This is a genomic window from Bradyrhizobium erythrophlei, assembly GCF_900129505.1.
Lineage (GTDB): Bacteria > Pseudomonadota > Alphaproteobacteria > Rhizobiales > Xanthobacteraceae > Bradyrhizobium > Bradyrhizobium erythrophlei_D.
Window position 1 is genome coordinate 8,865,190 of record NZ_LT670818.1, and the last position, 14,547, is coordinate 8,879,736.

Annotated in this window: 13 protein-coding genes; 5 read left to right on the plus strand and 8 right to left on the minus strand. The window is 64.5% G+C overall.

Annotated features, from left to right (window positions below):
• Nucleotides 1–261 precede the first annotated feature (261 nt).
• Genes B5525_RS41915 through B5525_RS41925 form a run of 3 tightly spaced genes read left to right on the plus strand, consistent with a single transcriptional unit; the run spans nucleotide 262 to nucleotide 3,533 of the window.
• Nucleotides 262–732, plus strand: coding sequence for a MarR family winged helix-turn-helix transcriptional regulator (locus B5525_RS41915; RefSeq protein WP_079572255.1), 471 nt, complete (start codon nucleotides 262–264; stop codon nucleotides 730–732).
• Nucleotides 725–2,002, plus strand: coding sequence for an HlyD family secretion protein (locus B5525_RS41920; protein ID WP_079572257.1), 1,278 nt, complete (start codon nucleotides 725–727; stop codon nucleotides 2,000–2,002). Before B5525_RS41915 ends, B5525_RS41920 begins: the two co-directional genes overlap by 8 nt.
• Nucleotides 1,995–3,533 (plus strand): DHA2 family efflux MFS transporter permease subunit, encoded by a 1,539-nt coding sequence (locus tag B5525_RS41925; RefSeq protein WP_079572259.1) that lies wholly within the window; start codon nucleotides 1,995–1,997, stop codon nucleotides 3,531–3,533. Before B5525_RS41920 ends, B5525_RS41925 begins: the two co-directional genes overlap by 8 nt.
• Nucleotides 3,534–3,560: 27 nt before the next feature.
• Here B5525_RS41925 and B5525_RS41930 read toward each other — a convergent pair whose 3' ends face one another.
• From B5525_RS41930 to B5525_RS41945, 4 genes are all read right to left on the minus strand, one after another.
• Entirely contained in the window at nucleotides 3,561–4,685 is a 1,125-nt protein-coding gene (locus tag B5525_RS41930) for an FUSC family protein (RefSeq protein WP_079574476.1), read from the minus strand.
• Nucleotides 4,686–4,695: 10 nt separating this feature from the next.
• A complete protein-coding gene (locus B5525_RS41935) occupies nucleotides 4,696–5,268 on the minus strand; it encodes a c-type cytochrome (RefSeq protein WP_079572261.1) in 573 nt (190 codons plus the stop codon).
• Complete coding sequence (gene soxC, locus B5525_RS41940) at nucleotides 5,255–6,547, minus strand: sulfite dehydrogenase (RefSeq protein ID WP_079572262.1); 1,293 nt, start codon at nucleotides 6,545–6,547, stop codon at nucleotides 5,255–5,257. Before soxC ends, B5525_RS41935 begins: the two co-directional genes overlap by 14 nt.
• A 133-nt stretch (nucleotides 6,548–6,680) precedes the next feature.
• Complete coding sequence (locus B5525_RS41945) at nucleotides 6,681–7,940, minus strand: arsenic transporter (protein ID WP_079572264.1); 1,260 nt, start codon at nucleotides 7,938–7,940, stop codon at nucleotides 6,681–6,683.
• Between the two features lie 216 nt (nucleotides 7,941–8,156).
• On the opposite strand from B5525_RS41945, the gene B5525_RS41950 reads away from it, so the two are divergent.
• Nucleotides 8,157–9,695, plus strand: a complete 1,539-nt coding sequence (locus tag B5525_RS41950; RefSeq protein ID WP_079572266.1) for an FAD-dependent oxidoreductase — start codon at nucleotides 8,157–8,159, stop codon at nucleotides 9,693–9,695.
• Nucleotides 9,696–9,707: 12 nt separating this feature from the next.
• On the opposite strand, the gene rocF is transcribed toward B5525_RS41950, so the two are convergent.
• Nucleotides 9,708–10,685 (minus strand): arginase, encoded by a 978-nt coding sequence (gene rocF, locus B5525_RS41955; protein ID WP_079572267.1) that lies wholly within the window; start codon nucleotides 10,683–10,685, stop codon nucleotides 9,708–9,710.
• 317 nt (nucleotides 10,686–11,002) lie between these two features.
• On the opposite strand from rocF, the gene B5525_RS41960 reads away from it, so the two are divergent.
• Nucleotides 11,003–11,272, plus strand: a complete 270-nt coding sequence (locus B5525_RS41960) for a hypothetical protein (RefSeq protein ID WP_079572269.1) — start codon at nucleotides 11,003–11,005, stop codon at nucleotides 11,270–11,272.
• A 32-nt stretch (nucleotides 11,273–11,304) separates the two neighbouring features.
• Here the strand turns inward: B5525_RS41960 and B5525_RS41965 are convergent, their stop codons facing one another.
• The 3 genes from B5525_RS41965 to opgC form a co-directional block, all read right to left on the minus strand.
• Nucleotides 11,305–11,763, minus strand: coding sequence for a hypothetical protein (locus tag B5525_RS41965; RefSeq protein ID WP_079572270.1), 459 nt, complete (start codon nucleotides 11,761–11,763; stop codon nucleotides 11,305–11,307).
• 86 nt (nucleotides 11,764–11,849) lie between these two features.
• Nucleotides 11,850–14,075, minus strand: a complete 2,226-nt coding sequence (locus B5525_RS41970; protein WP_079572272.1) for a hypothetical protein — start codon at nucleotides 14,073–14,075, stop codon at nucleotides 11,850–11,852.
• Between the two features lie 171 nt (nucleotides 14,076–14,246).
• Nucleotides 14,247–14,546: an OpgC domain-containing protein gene (gene opgC, locus B5525_RS41975; RefSeq protein ID WP_244567764.1), complete on the minus strand. Its 300-nt coding sequence runs from the start codon at nucleotides 14,544–14,546 to the stop codon at nucleotides 14,247–14,249.
• Between the last annotated feature and the right edge of the window lies 1 nt (nucleotide 14,547).

Consider the following 14,547-nt stretch of genomic DNA (forward strand, 5'->3'; position numbering starts at 1 on the left):
CCATGCCGTAACGCACCCGCGGCCTTGTCCCACACACGATCGAAGGGCCCGCCTGACGGCGGGCTTTTTTGTTGGTCGCTCGGCGGGCCCTCTACGCGCCCTCTCGACGGTCTCCGCGGTTCGGAACCTCCAAGTGCCCCGGATTTGGCTCCACTCATCGACATGCCGAAAAAGCCGGGCTGGCATGAAGCCGGCGCCAGAGGAGGCTCTTGAAGCATTTGCAAGGAAGCTTATTATAAGCTAGCTTATTATGAGGTTCCAATGGAAGATCACTCACCCACGCTCGGCTTCCTGCTGCATGACGTGGCCCGGCTTCTCAAGCGAAGGTTCGAGCAGAACGCGAGAGGCACCGGGCTGACCCGGTCGCAATGGCAGGTGCTGGCGCTGCTCGCCCAGAACGAGGGTATTCACCAGGGCAAGCTGGCGGAACTGCTCGATATCGAGGCGATCACGCTTGGCCGCATCGTCGACAAGCTGGAGACACAGGGCCTGATCGAACGCCGTCCGCATCCTTCGGACCGCCGGATCTGGCTGCTTCATCTCACCGAGGCTGCCCAGCCGAAACTGACGCAGCTCCGTCAACTCGGCGAAATCACACGCGGCGAGGCGCTGGCCGGCACGACCGAGCCAGACCGGGAGTGCCTGTTGAAGACCCTGCGTATCCTGAAAGCAAATCTGACGGACCCATGCGATTCGCCGGTTGCAGAACAAAAGAGGGCGAACCATGGCTAATTCAAACGATACCGACCGCGCCGCCGCGCGCGTGACCGATGCAAACATTCATCGGCTGGCACGAATCCCGTCGCCGGCTGGCGATCAGGGCGATGCAGCGGAGGCTGCCAAGGCCGACACCAAACAACGGCAGCCGCAGGATCGCAAACCCGAGCCGGTCCCTCCGCTGCCGCCGCGCGGTAACGAACGTCCGTCGGGCCGCCAGACGTCGAAAAAATCCTTGCGGCGGCCGCTGCTGTTCGCGCTGTTGCCGCTCGCCCTTGTCGTCGGCGGATATTTCTACGTCACCGGCGGCGCCGTCATGTCGACCGACAATGCTTACGTCCAGGCCGACATGGTCGGCGTGTCCACCGACGTTTCCGGCCTCATCAGCGAGGTTGATGTCCACGACAACCAACAGGTCGCGAAGGGCCAGGTCCTGTTCAAGCTCGATCCGCAACAGTTCCAGCTCGCACTTGACCGAACCAATGCGCAGCTCGCCAGCACCGGAGACGATCTCCGCGCGCTGCAGGCGAGTTACCGCAACATGCAGGCCCAGATCGATCAGGCGCAGAAAGACGTCGACTTCAACATGGTCAACTTCCAACGCCAGGAGCAGCTGATCGCCAACAATTTCACCCCCAAGGCGACCTACGACGCAGCCAAGAACACGCTGCAGGGCGCGCAGCAAAAGCTCGCCTCGCTGCAGCAGCAGCTCGCCGGCCTCGCCGCCAATCTGAACGGCGATCCCAACGCGCCGGTCGAAAATCATCCCAAGTACAAGGACGCGCTGGCCGCGCGCGACGAGGCGGCACGCCAGCTTGCGCATTCGGTCGTCCACGCCCCCTTCGCCGGTATCGTGACCAACGTGCCGTCGTTGCAGCCCGGCCAGTATCTCGCCGCGTCTGCCACCGCCTTCAACATCGTCTCGACCGACCACGTCTGGGTCCAGGCCAGCCCGAAAGAAACCGAGCTGACCTATGTCCGGCCGGGACAGCAGGTGACCGTCGAGGTCGACACCTATCCCGGACAACAATGGACCGGCACGGTCGACAGCATCAGCCCGGCCTCGGCGTCGAGCTTCTCGCTGCTGCCGGCGGAGAATACCAGCGGCAACTGGGTCAAGGTGGTGCAGCGGATCCCGATGCGGGTCAGCGTCGGCAACGCACCCGGCAAGCCGCAGCTGCGCGTCGGCATGAGCGTCGAGCTGAGCGTCAATACCGGTCACGAGCGCGGCCTCCCGGGTTTCCTGACGGGATGGTTCAGCACACCGAGTGCAGCTCATGAGTGACGAAGCCACCGCCCCGCAGGCGATCAACCGCCCTGCGATCACGGCCTGCATCATCCTCGCCGTCATCATGCAGGCGCTGGACACGACGATCGCCAACGTCGCGCTGCCCTATATGCAGGGCAGCGTCTCGGCGAGCGCCGACCAGATCAACTGGGTTTTGACCTCCTATATCGTCGCGGCCGCCATCATGACGCCGCCGTCGGCCTTCCTCGCCAACCGGTTCGGGCGCCAGCGCGTGCTGATGGTCGCGATCGGAGGCTTCGTGCTGGCATCGGTGCTGTGCGGCATCGCCCAGTCGCTGTTCGAGATCGTCGCCTTCCGCCTGATGCAGGGCTTTTTCGGCGCGGCGCTGGTTCCGATCGCGCAATCGATCCTGCTCGACATCTACACCCCGGAAGAACGCGGCTCGGCGATGGCGCTGTTCGGCATATCCGTCATGGTCGGGCCGGTGCTCGGGCCGGTCATCGGCGGCTATCTGACGGATCAGTTCAGCTGGCGGTGGGTGTTCTATATCAACGTGCCGATCGGCGCGGTGGCCTTTGCCGGCATCTGGTTTTTCCTGAGAGAGAGCAAGATCGCCGCCGCGGCGAAACTGGACTGGCTCGGATTCGGCAGTCTCAGCGTCGCCATCGCCGCGATGCAGGTTTTTCTCGACCGCGGCGCGCAACTCGACTGGTTCTCCTCGTTCGAGATCCTGCTCGAGGCGGCGGTCTGCGTCTCGGCATTCTACATCTTTCTGGTGCACACGTTCACAGCCGAGAATTCCTTCGTGAACCCGAAATTGTTCCTGGACCGAAATTTCACGGTCGGGATGCTGTTCATCTTCATCGTCGGCATCACCTATCTGGCGTCGATGGCGCTGCTCACGCCCTACCTGCAGACACTGATGGGTTATCCCGTCGTCACCGCCGGACTGGTGATGGGTCCGCGGGGATTGGGCACGATGGCCTGCATGTTCCTGGTTGGCCGTCTGATCGGCAAGGTCGATACGCGGATCCTGCTGATGATCGGCCTGTTGCTCACGGCATGGGCGATGTACGACATGACCGGCTGGAACCAGAACGTCTCGCAATGGACCATCGCCGTCACCGGCTTCATCCAGGGCGCGGGACTCGGCTTTCTGTTCGTGCCGCTCACCACGGTCACATTCGCGACCCTGGCGCCGTCGCAGCGCGCCGAGGCCACCGGCCTCTATAATCTTTCGCGCAATGTCGGTTCCAGCGTCGGCATTTCGGTCGTGTCCTATCTCTTGATCCGGAACGGCCAGATCAACCACGCCACCATCGCGAGCAACGTCACGGCGACCAATCATGCCTTCAACAACAGCGCCGTGCTGCACGCGGTGAGTCCGTGGACCGCCGGCGGACGCGCCGCGCTCGATCAGGTCATCCAGATGCAGGCGTCCATCATCAGCTATATCGACGATTTCAAGCTGATGATGATCCTGTCGCTGGCCGCCATCCCCCTGGTGCTGCTGCTGCGCCGGGCCGAAACCGCCGGCGCCGACGATCATGCGATGGTGATGGAATGAGGGACGGCTGAACCGCGCCAGCCTGAGCTATTCCGTTTCGTCGGCCGTCTCTTTTCTTGGGGCTGCCGGCGAATCCGCCCAGGCCGCCACGCAGCGTTCCAGGTCCTTCAAATTCTGCCGCATCTGCTCCAGCGAAAATCCGAGCGCGAAGAAACGCTCGGCCACATCCCCCGGCACACCTCTTGTGAGTCCTTCGCTGCGCACCGCGGCGACTTCCGCGGCGTAATCGCGCAATACCGCCTGAACCGGTGAAATCGCCGGCGGAAGTGTTCCCTTCTGCAAGCTCGTGGCCGCGGCCCTCAGATATTCGGCGAAGGCGTCGCTGACGCGCTTGAGCGGCAAGGCCAGCCGCTGCTGCAGCTCGGCCGGCAACGGCACCACGCTGGCGCGTCCGATCATCACGAGATCATGGCGCAGCCGCAGCACGGTTCGCAGCAGCGGGCCGGTATCGGGCCCGCTGGTGAGGCGCGCGGCGCGTTCTCGCTCCGCCTCGGCGCCGACCGCGTTCAACGCGACCAGCGCGGTGCCGATACCGTCCTGCAGATTGTGCAGCGCATCGTTGTCCCGGCCGCGGGTGAGACCGGACAACAACTCGTTGAGCGCGGACGCCATCAGCTCAAGCGCTCTTGCGGCGTTGGCGCGGACCTGGCTGTGCGCGCGCGACGGCAGCACCATAAAGGACACCAGCAGACCGGTCAGCGCGCCGACCGTGACTTCCAGCACGCGATCGATTGCCGAATCCAGCACATCGGCATGGTTCATGATCGGCAGCAGCAATACGATGATCGCCGTGACGGTTGCGACATTCAGGCTGGGATTGATGGCGGCGATGAACGCCAGCGGCGCCACCGCAAGCACCAGAACGGCGAGCAGCGCGCCCTCACCGTTGTGTGGAATCAGGATCGCGACCGCCGCGCCATAGAGCGCGCCGCCGACGGTGCCGATCAGATAGTCGCGCGTCGCCTTGAGCGAGCGCCCGACGCTCATCTGGGTGACGATGATGGACGTCAGCACCGCCCATAACGGCAGCTTGAGGCCCAGCGCCAGTGCGATCGCAAGCGCACCCATCGCCGCCACGGTGACGCGCAGGCCCAGGCCAAGCTCGACCTTTCGCGACAGCAGCCAGGCAGTGACGGTTTTGAAATAGGCGATCAAGGTCTCCCTACTTGCTTGCGCCGCAATCCCTGATGCATTCCGGATTCCTGACGTCGGGCCGCGGGTCGCCGACGAACGTGTCGCGGTTCGGCATCTTGATCGCACTCAGTGCCTTGGCGTCAAGCGTTGCTTCGGCCGGCAGCAGGCCGTTCAGATTGAGAATATACGCGGAGACCGCATAGACATCGTCATTGCTGAGCGACTCCGGCGCATTCTGCGGCATGGCGCGGCGGATGTAGTCGAACAGAGTCGGAGCGTAGGGCCAATAGCTGCCGACGGTGCGTATTGGCTTCTTTGACGCCAGCGTGCCCTGCCCGCCGGCCAGCTGGTCTCCGATGCCGCCCTCGCCCTTGGCGCCGTGGCAGGCCGAGCATTGCTGGTCGAATATCTCATGGCCGCGACTGACGCTGCCGCTGCCAGGCGGCAGGTTGTTGCCGTAACGATCGATGTCGATGTTCCAGCCGGCGATCTCCGCCGATGTCGCCGGCCGGCCGATGCCGTAGGGGCTTTGGGCCTGCGCCGAAGTAGCGATCGACAGCACGACGATGACCAGCACGGCGTAAAGCTCACGCATTCGCATTGGTCACCTCGCCGTCGGCCGCGATCCGCCAGGGCCAGATCGCGTTGTTATGGTAGAAATGGTTTTCGCCGCGCACGGCCAGCAGTTCGGCTAGCGTCGGCTGCACGTAGCCGGTTTCGTCGACGGCGCGGCTCTGGATCACGGCCGGCTGGCCGTCCCAGTGCCAGGGCAGCCGGAAACGGGTCAACGCCCGCGTCAGTACCGGCTCCTGGAGCTGCGCTTCCTGCCAGCTCTTGCCGTCATCGACCGAGACGTCGACCCGCTTGATCTTTCCGTGACCGCTCCAGGCAATGCCGGTGATCTCGTGAAAGCCCGGCATGGTCAGCTTCTGGCCGCCCGACGGCCGCGTGATGATGGATTTGGCTTCCATGTAGAAGGTGAATTCGCGCGCGCTGCCATCCGGCATCAGGTCGGTATATTTGGACGTTTCCTCACGCGAGTAAGTCGGCTCGGCGGCGACGCGGAGGCGGCGCAGCCACTTCACATTCATGTTGCCTTCGAAGCCCGGCAACAACAGCCGCAGCGGATAGCCCTGCTGCGGGCGCAGTCGCTCGCCGTTCTGGCTGTACACCAGCATGGCGTCGTCGAGGCATTTCTCGATCGGTATGCTGCGGGTCAGCGCAGCGGCGTCCGCGCCCTCGGCGACCACCCATTTGGCGCCCGGCTGCAATCCTGCTTCCTGCAGCACCAGCTTCAGGCTGACCCCGGTCCATTCGGCGCAACTCAGGAGGCCGACGAGATCGGAAGCCGTCTTGCCGTAGGGTCTGGTGTAAACGGGATTGCCGGAGCATTCGAGAAAGTAAATCCGCGATTGCGACGGAAAGCGCTTGATATCATCCATGGTGAAGATCAGCGGCTTGTCGACGAGGCCATGCAGCATCAGCCGGTGCTGTGCTGGATCGATCGTCGGAACGCCGCCGTGGTGGCGTTCATAGAACAATCCGTTCGGCGTGATGATACCATCGAGATCCTGCAGCGGCGTTCGCCCGGACGCGGAAAGATATTGCTTCAGGTTTTTCGGAATGTTCTTGATCACGCCCTTCTCGAACTCCGACGGCGTGCCATAGAGCTGATCTCCCATGGGAGCGCCGGGCGTCTTCATCCACTCGGGAATATTCGGCGGCAGGTTGTCGGCAGTCCCCGCATCGGTTGCCGCCATCGCCGTGTTGCCGGCAAGACCGCCGAGGACGGCCCCGCCCATCAATGCACCGCTCTCACGTAAAAAATTCCGGCGCGATGTAACGGCAAGTTCGTCGTCGATGTCCATTGGCTCGGTCATCAGGGATCCTCCGGTTCGAAGCGGGCTTACAGAATACCGCAAGGAGGCCCGCAAATATTTCAAAAACAGGCGTTCCCGCCGATCAAATATCTGAATTCCGCCCGCCGAGACAGGTTCCGTTCTCCCGCTGCGTTTATCGCGACATCGCAGACAGAGCCGCGAGTGACAGCAGCAGCGCGGGCGGCATGATGACGAGTCCAAGCTTGAGAAACCGCAACGTGCTGACGCTCTCCCCTTCGCGCCGAAGCGCGATCAGCCAGAGGATGGTGGCAAGCGAGCCCGTCACCGACAGATTGGGTCCGAGATTGACACCGATCAGGATGGCGCCGGTGACATGGGCGGGAACCTGCGCCGTTTGAGTGGTTGTCGCCGCGATCAGGCCGATAGGGAGATTGTTGGCGAGGTTCGATGCCACGGCAGCCGCGATGCCGGCGATCCAGGCCGTCGCCTGCGGAGAGGCCTTGGTCCCCTCCTTCAGAAGACGCGCAAGGGCCGGCAGTACGCCGGTGCGGTTCAGGCCTTCGACCAGAATGAACAGGCCCGCGACCAGCGGGAGTACGGACCAGGAGATGTCCCTCACCACCGGCAGCGGTGACCGCCTTCTGATCAGAAGAACGACCGCGGTGACGGCGGCGCCGGCGACGAAGGTCGGCAACCCCAGATCCCGGCCCATTGCGGAAGCCACCAGCAGCACAACCGCCGTGAGCATGATTCCGAACGCCGCGAGCGCTCCTCCCATCGTCAGCGGGGAGATGTCACCGACCTCGGCGACTTCCGAATCGAGCGCGTGGCGCTGGGTCAGCCGCAGCGCCAGATAAGTCGCGACGATGGCGACGACCGAAGGCAACGCAAAAATGCGCAGCCATTCCCCCAGCGGCGGCATTTCTTTGCCGAACACGACGAGGTTGGCCGGATTGGAAATCGGCAACACGAAACTCGCCGCGTTGGCGATGAAGGCGCAAATGAACAGATAGGGCAGCGGCTCAACCTTGGCGGCGCGGGTCGCCGCATAGACCGCCGGCGTCAGCACCACAGCCGTGGCATCGTTCGACAGCAGGATGGTGACGATCGTTCCCACCACATAGACGATCAGAAACAGCCGCTTCGCCGAGCCCCGGGAATGCCGGACCGCCCAGGCCGCGAGCCAGTCGAACAGCCCTTCCTGGCGCGCGACTTCGGCCAGCAGCATCATGCCGACGAGAAAGAAATAGACGTCCGTGCCCTTGGCGGCTGCGGCCAGCGCGTCCGGCCAGGGCAGCAGATTGAACACCACGAGCAGCGCCGCGCCCGCGATGGCCCAGATGAATTCCGGCAAATTCCAGGGACGTGCGATCACGCCCAGCGTTGCGAGCGCCGCAATTCCCCAGACTGCGGCGTTGCTCTCAGGCGTCACTGCGCACCCGCCAGTGCGGTTGCCATCCGTCGATCGCCGCGCTCGATCGAGACCGGGGCGCCCACTTCACGAAAAACAGCCGCGCGCGATTCCATCCTTTATGATGCATCGGCAAGGCCGGTTCGAGCAAGCATCATGGGCGGGGCGGGGACGAACCGAAGGGCCCCGGACAGGTGATTAGCCGGGGTGTCGGGGCGGTCGTAAACGGAGACCAAGATGACGGATACTGACGTTCTGATTATCGGCGCCGGTCCGACCGGCCTGGTGCTCGCGCTTTGGCTGACAAAACTCGGCGTCAGGGTGCGCATCATCGACAAGACCGCCGAGCCCGGCACCACCTCGCGCGCCCTGGCGGTGCAGGCGCGCACGCTCGAACTCTACCGGCAACTCGATCTCACCGATGCGGTCGTCGCGCAAGGCCACCGGGTGCCCGCCGTCAATCTATGGGTGAAGGGCGAAGCCGCGGCGCGCGTTGCGTTCGGCAGCGTCGGCTCGGATCTCACGCCCTATCCTTTCCTGCATATGTTTCCGCAGGATCAGCACGAGCAGCTCCTGATCGAGCGGCTCGAGGCGTTCGGCGTCATGGTCGAGCGGCGCACCGAGCTGATCCGTTTCGCCGACAACGGTGACGGCATCACGGCTCGCCTGCGCGGGCCCGATGGCGGGGAATTCGATTGTACCGCGGCCTACATCGCCGGCTGCGACGGCGCCCGCTCGATCGTGCGCGAGGGCATCGGCACCGGCTTTCCCGGCGGCACCTACCGGCAGGTCTTCTACGTCGCCGATGTCGACGCCGCCGGCCCCGCCGTCAATGGCGACCTCCACGTCGACCTCGACGAGGCCGATTTCCTCGGCGTATTCCCGCTGGCCGGCCAAGGCAAGGCGCGGCTGATCGGCACGGTGCGCGACCAGCGCGCGGCCGATGCCGGCAACCTGACCTTTAACGATGTCAGCGACCGGGCGATCACCCACCTCAAGGTCAAGGTGAACAAGGTCAACTGGTTTTCGACCTATCACGTGCATCACCGCGTCACCGACCATTTCCGCAAGGGCCGCGCCTTCCTGCTCGGCGATGCCGCGCACATCCACAGCCCGGCCGGCGGCCAGGGCATGAATACCGGCATCGGCGACGCGATCAATCTCGCCTGGAAACTGGCCACCGTGACAGCCGGGCGCGCGGACGACAATCTGCTCGATTCCTACGAGGCCGAGCGGATCGGCTTTGCGCGGCGGCTGGTCGCGACCACCGATCGCGTCTTCAGTTTTGCGACTGCCGAAGGCAGGATCGCCGATCTCCTGCGCACCCGTATCGCGCCGCTTCTGATCCCGAAGGTGGCAGCTTTCAGTGCGGTTCGCGAATATCTGTTCCGAACGGTCTCGCAGGTCATGCTGAATTACCGCGGCGGTCCTTTGAGCCGCGGCACGGCCGGGCATGTGCAAGGCGGCGATCGGCTGCCCTGGGTGCGGATCGACGACGCCGACAATTTTGCCTCGCTCGCCGGCATGGACTGGCAGGTCCATGTCTACGGCACCGCCACCACCGAACTCGCGGCGTGGTGCGCGGCGCACAATATCCCCCTCCATGTCTTCGGCTGGCGATCCGAATATGAGGCGGCAGGGCTCGCCCGCGACGCGCTTTATCTGCTCAGGCCCGACACTTATGTGGCGCTGGCCGACGACTCGGGCGCGCCGGATGCCCTCGCCCGATATTTCCAGGATCAGGGAATCCGGGTTGCACCGCTCCCGCGAAGCTAGCCGGCTGGCGTTTCACTCGCCCGGCTCGATCGCATTGGTCGGCGTGGGCCGGTCGGTGATCTGCTGGCCGAACAGGCTGGCGATCAGTTCGACTGCGGTGCGCGCGGTGCGGCCGCGCTCGTCGAGAAACGGGTTGAGCTCGACGATATCGGCCGATCGCACCAGCCGGGAATCGTGCAGCATCTCCATCACCAAATGCGCTTCGCGATAGGTGGCCCCGCCGGGCACCGTGGTGCCGACGCCGGGGGCGAGACTCGGATCGAGAAAATCGACGTCGAAGCTAACATGCAACACGCCATTGCGGGCCTTCACCTTGTCGATGACGCGGCGCATCAGAACGCTGACGCCGAACTCGTCGATCTGGCGCATGTCGGCGACGCTGACGCGGCGATTGCGCAGCAGGTCCTTCTCTAGTTTATCGATCGAGCGCACGCCGAACAGTTCGAGTTGGTCGGGGTCGATCGATGCCCGCGGCTCGTCGCCCAAAAGCCCGTCGAGCCCGGGCTCGCCGCACAAAAACGCCGCCGACATGCCGTGCATGTTGCCGGACAGCGTGGTGGCGGGCGTGTTGTAATCCGCATGCGCATCGAGCCACACCACGAAGAGCTCGCGGCCTTGTTCGCGCCAGTAGCGGGCAAGCCCGTTGACCGAGCCCATCGAAAGCGAGTGATCGCCGCCGAGAAAGATCGGAAGCGCGCCGGATCGCGCCAGCTCGTAGGCCCGCGCGCTCAATGTGCGGATCCAGCGCTGGATTTCCCGGTAATGCCGGGCGTTGTCGGGCGGCGCATCCGTTAGCCCGGGGACCTCTCCGACCGCGATGTCGCCGTGATCTTCCACCTCGAAACCGAGGGCGTCGAGCACTGTCGACAGGCCTGCCGTCCGCAGCGCCGCCGGCCCCATCAGGGTTCCCCGCTGCGACGCGCCGATCTCGATGGGCGCGCCAAGCAGCGCGATTCTCCTCGTCAGATCTGATCTCGAAGTGTCGCTCACAAACGAATCCCCTCGGGGTGACAAACTACCCGCGACGGATGGCGGGGGAAAGACGGGGCTAAGCCTTGGGCCTCTCATACCGGTCATACCCCTCGCTTTCCCGGCCATTTTGCGGGGCAATCCACAGCCCGCGACGGAACAAACCACCGCGCGCCGCATTTGCTCCCGTGAGGCCGCCACCCGCCGTTCAACACGGCGCCTGCCGCGGATAGCCAAAGGTCCCTAAGACCCGCTGTTCCAAACGAGCGCACGCGCGGATAGCCAAAGGTGGCGGCCTCATTGCGCGGCGGTCCAAGACTGCACAAGGCTCCGAGGGCATGGAAATGGCGGATTTCGAAATACCCGAACCGACGCTTCAACCGGGAATGGCGGAGCGCGCGATCGACACCGCAACCGACGTCTCGCGCACGCTGACGGAGATCTCCGCGGGGCTCCAGGCCGCAGTCAGCCGGCTGAGCGAAGCCATTGCGACCGCGCGGCAGCCGGGCAAGCCACTTTCGACCATCAGCGCCATCACGCGAGAGGCGCCGCTGGCAAGCCTGTTCGTCGCCTTCCTGTTCGGCGTGGCCGTGGCACGGCGGCGCTAACCCGATCTTGGTTCGCGGTCGGCGTGGACGTTCTACCGGTAATGTTCGCGTTCGTAGCGGTTGGCCTGCGCCGCCGTCATCACCGGCGCCGGCGAGCCCTTCGGCGTCGCCATGGCGGGCGCGGCCGAAGCGACGGTCTTGCCGCCGGCCAGGTCCTGCCGCAGCACCAACACGTCGATGCCCTGCGGCGTAACCTTCATCGCGAAATCGTAGCCGTCGAGAATGCGCGCGGTGACGCGCTGCAGCGAACCGTCAAAAATCCCGGTCTTGCGTGTATCGAGCGCGTCGTCGGTGCGGTAGTGCAGATTGAATTTCGCCTGCAGCGCCGCCAGCACCTCCTGCAGCGGCACATCGCGCGCCTCGACATGGGCCGCATCCGGCGATCCGTCCACGTGCACTTGCGCCCGGGCCGCGTTACCCGATACGGCAAACAGCGCTCCCGAGACGATCGCAAATGCAAGCAACCGACGCGCCGGCGATGGGGACAACATAAGGTCATGCTCCGTATTTTCCCGCAAAAGCCCGCTGGCTTCGCCAGCGGGCTTGCAGTCGTTACTATACCGAGACCACGCCCCGTTCAGTGATGATCGTGGTCGTGGTCGTGGTCATGATCATGATCATGATCGTCATGAGCAAGACCCGCGACCTGGTCGATGATCGCCCGGGCGCGGCGGACCAATTGATCCTCCTGCCGCTCGTTGATCGGCTGATTGTCGAAAGCAGCCGAGTCCAACAGCGGCTTGATCTCGGCGGCCAGGGCGTCGCGCCTGGCCGTAATGTCGGCGATGGTGGCGAGGAAGCTGGTGTAACCTGCGTCGGCGCCGAGGATCGACCGGTTCGCAAAGGTCAGGCTGTCGAGTCCCACCGAGCCGAGCGGCGCGTTGAGCTGCTTGTAGACCTGGGCGAGTTCGAGAAAGTTCTCGCTCCGCCGCAGTGATTTCGGCAGGGCGTGATCGTCGAGGAACTCGACCAGGACCCGGCCGTCGTGAGTATAATCGTCCTTCAGGCCGGCCAGCGCGATCATGGTCGGGCGAAGGTCGGTGTGGTCCGAAAACACCTGGTCGTTGCGGCCGGCGTGAATCACGCCGGGCCCTACCATCCCCATCCAGGTGCGGGTGATCTGCTTCTGGACGTCACCGTGGTTCCAGGCGAAGCCCGGGCCCTCGGACACGCAGGCAGGCGCCTGCGAGCAATCATGACCCTGCCCGGTCGACGAACTCGACGTCTCGTTGAAATAGTCGGGATTGCCGAACATCGTGAAGCTCGGTGAGCGCGCCGGGTTCGACGTGATCATGTGCAGCACCGCCATCTCCGCGCGGTCGGCGAGGAACGCGTTGAGCTTTTCGACATTGCCGGTGATCGGGTTCGTCACCCGCAGCGCGTCGACGTCGTGTTCCATCGTGCGCGTCAGCGGATCCTGCGGCCCCGGATTGCCGTGGATATAGAATGTCGGCGCGTCGTCGAAGTGAATGTCGAACGGCGTCGTGTTGTTGCGCTGGGTAAGCAGCAGCCGGTCGAGGAACGTGTCGATCTCGCCGATCTGGGCATAGGTGCAGGGCACATGGATGCCGTCGCAATTGGCCGGGCTCGGCGCGCCGCCGACGAAGTGGTCGTTTTCGTCCGCGGTCACGATGAACAGCGTATTGTCCTTATTGATGCCGTCGGCGGCAAGACGCGCGAAGAACTTGCCGAACGCGACATCATCGGCCTTGAGCTGGGCGACGTATTCCGCTTCGCCCGCGCCGAATGCATGGGCCGCTCCCGGCAGGTTGGTGACGGGGTCGAGCGGCAGCGGATTGCGGTCATGCGCATCGGCGACATATACGTAGGCAACAGGCATACCTGCTTCGAGCATGGTCGCGGCGTAACCCAGCGCCTGACTGGCCGTCGGGCTGAAGGTGTTGGGGAAGCCGGGCCGGCCGTAAGGGTCGGCGATGACGCCGCCGTCGGTATCCTTGACCGCGCCGCTGCCGTTGCAGCCGGCGGGTGCCGCCGAACAGATCACCGGCGCCACATTCACGTTGCCAAACAAGGCCTTGAAGCCGGAATAACCGCCCGGCTCGTCGGGCAATGCATCGGTACGGGCGTGGCTGTTGTTGCAGAGCGGGCTGCCCAGCGCGCAATGCACGGCGACGCCGAGATAGTCGGTGCTCGGTGCCTGGCGGGCGGGCGCGTTCGCGGGCGTACGCGGCAACGCCAGTGCCGCCGAGACCGCCAGATCCTCCGGCGAACCGATGCCGAAAACGGTGCGCACGTCGGCCGGCAGGCTCTCGAATTCCATATTGGCGATCGAGAACGCGCCGACGTCGCAGCCGGCACGGGTGAACGGCGCCCACGGCGCCGGGAAGATCTTGCCGTTTTCATTGATCAGCTCCGGCTTGCCGTCGGCGCTGAGCGCGGTCCAGTACAGAAACGAGCTGGAAAAGCCGACGGAACCGTCGTTGCGGAAGAAGCCATAGCTGTTCGCCACCGGCACGCCCATGCGGTCGCCATAGGCACCGGTGAGCACGGTGAGAATATCGGTCGCGGTATGCGAGATCAGCGGCGTGTGGTGATTGCCGCTCACCGTGCCATTGTTCTGCATGAAGTTGAGCAGGTTGGGCATCTGCTCGAGGTCCGATGGCACGTTGGGATTATCCCGCCGCAGGTGGACATTGTCGAACTGGATGTGCACGACATGCTTGATCTTGTTGCCGGCGGACTGCAGTCCGCATGCCGCCTGCGCGGTCGCGGATCCTCCGAAAAACAGCGCGGCGCCGAGCAGCAACGGAGTTGCAGCGCCGAAAATGCGTTTATGACGCATGGCCTTCTCCTCAATGTGTCTAATTGTTGCGAAGCCGATAGTGCGCGGGGAACCTAGAGCGCCACCCATGACATCCAGTTGACACGCCCTTGACGAAGGCGCGAAGGCTCAATGATGTCCACAACCGGGAGGCGATCAATTCGGCTGGCGTGCGCGGTACGCCGCCTTGATTCAAAACAGCTTCGGCCCGTGCCGGTCGAGCTTGGCTTCCCATGTCAGCAGGGTCGCCGCCGCGATCATCAGTGCGATCCCGGCGAAGCTGACGGCGGCCTGCATCGCGAAGCTGCTGGAAAACCGGGCGAAAATCACAAATCCCAGGAACGCCAGCAAGACGCCGAGGCAATACATCGCCAGCGAGTTCTCGCCGCAGCGGATCAACACCCTGATCAAAGGTTTCGGCAGCCCGTGCCAGTGTCGCGGCGTCAGGTCCCGCCACGGAACCAATCGCCGGGCCCCGGATTGTCGCAGCACC

What these genes read in the sequence shown, in the direction of transcription:
- B5525_RS41920 (WP_079572257.1), top strand. Translation starts at nt 725, where the DNA reads ATGGCTAATTCAAACGATACCGACCGCGCCGCCGCGCGCGTGACCGAT.
- B5525_RS41925 (WP_079572259.1), top strand. Translation starts at nt 1,995, where the DNA reads ATGAGTGACGAAGCCACCGCCCCGCAGGCGATCAACCGCCCTGCGATC.
- B5525_RS41960 (WP_079572269.1), top strand. Translation starts at nt 11,003, where the DNA reads ATGGAAATGGCGGATTTCGAAATACCCGAACCGACGCTTCAACCGGGA.
- B5525_RS41970 (WP_079572272.1), bottom strand. Translation starts at nt 14,075, where the DNA reads ATGCGTCATAAACGCATTTTCGGCGCTGCAACTCCGTTGCTGCTCGGC.
- B5525_RS41950 (WP_079572266.1), top strand. Translation starts at nt 8,157, where the DNA reads ATGACGGATACTGACGTTCTGATTATCGGCGCCGGTCCGACCGGCCTG.
- soxC (WP_079572262.1), bottom strand. Translation starts at nt 6,547, where the DNA reads ATGACCGAGCCAATGGACATCGACGACGAACTTGCCGTTACATCGCGC.
- B5525_RS41965 (WP_079572270.1), bottom strand. Translation starts at nt 11,763, where the DNA reads ATGTTGTCCCCATCGCCGGCGCGTCGGTTGCTTGCATTTGCGATCGTC.
- B5525_RS41935 (WP_079572261.1), bottom strand. Translation starts at nt 5,268, where the DNA reads ATGCGAATGCGTGAGCTTTACGCCGTGCTGGTCATCGTCGTGCTGTCG.
- B5525_RS41915 (WP_079572255.1), top strand. Translation starts at nt 262, where the DNA reads ATGGAAGATCACTCACCCACGCTCGGCTTCCTGCTGCATGACGTGGCC.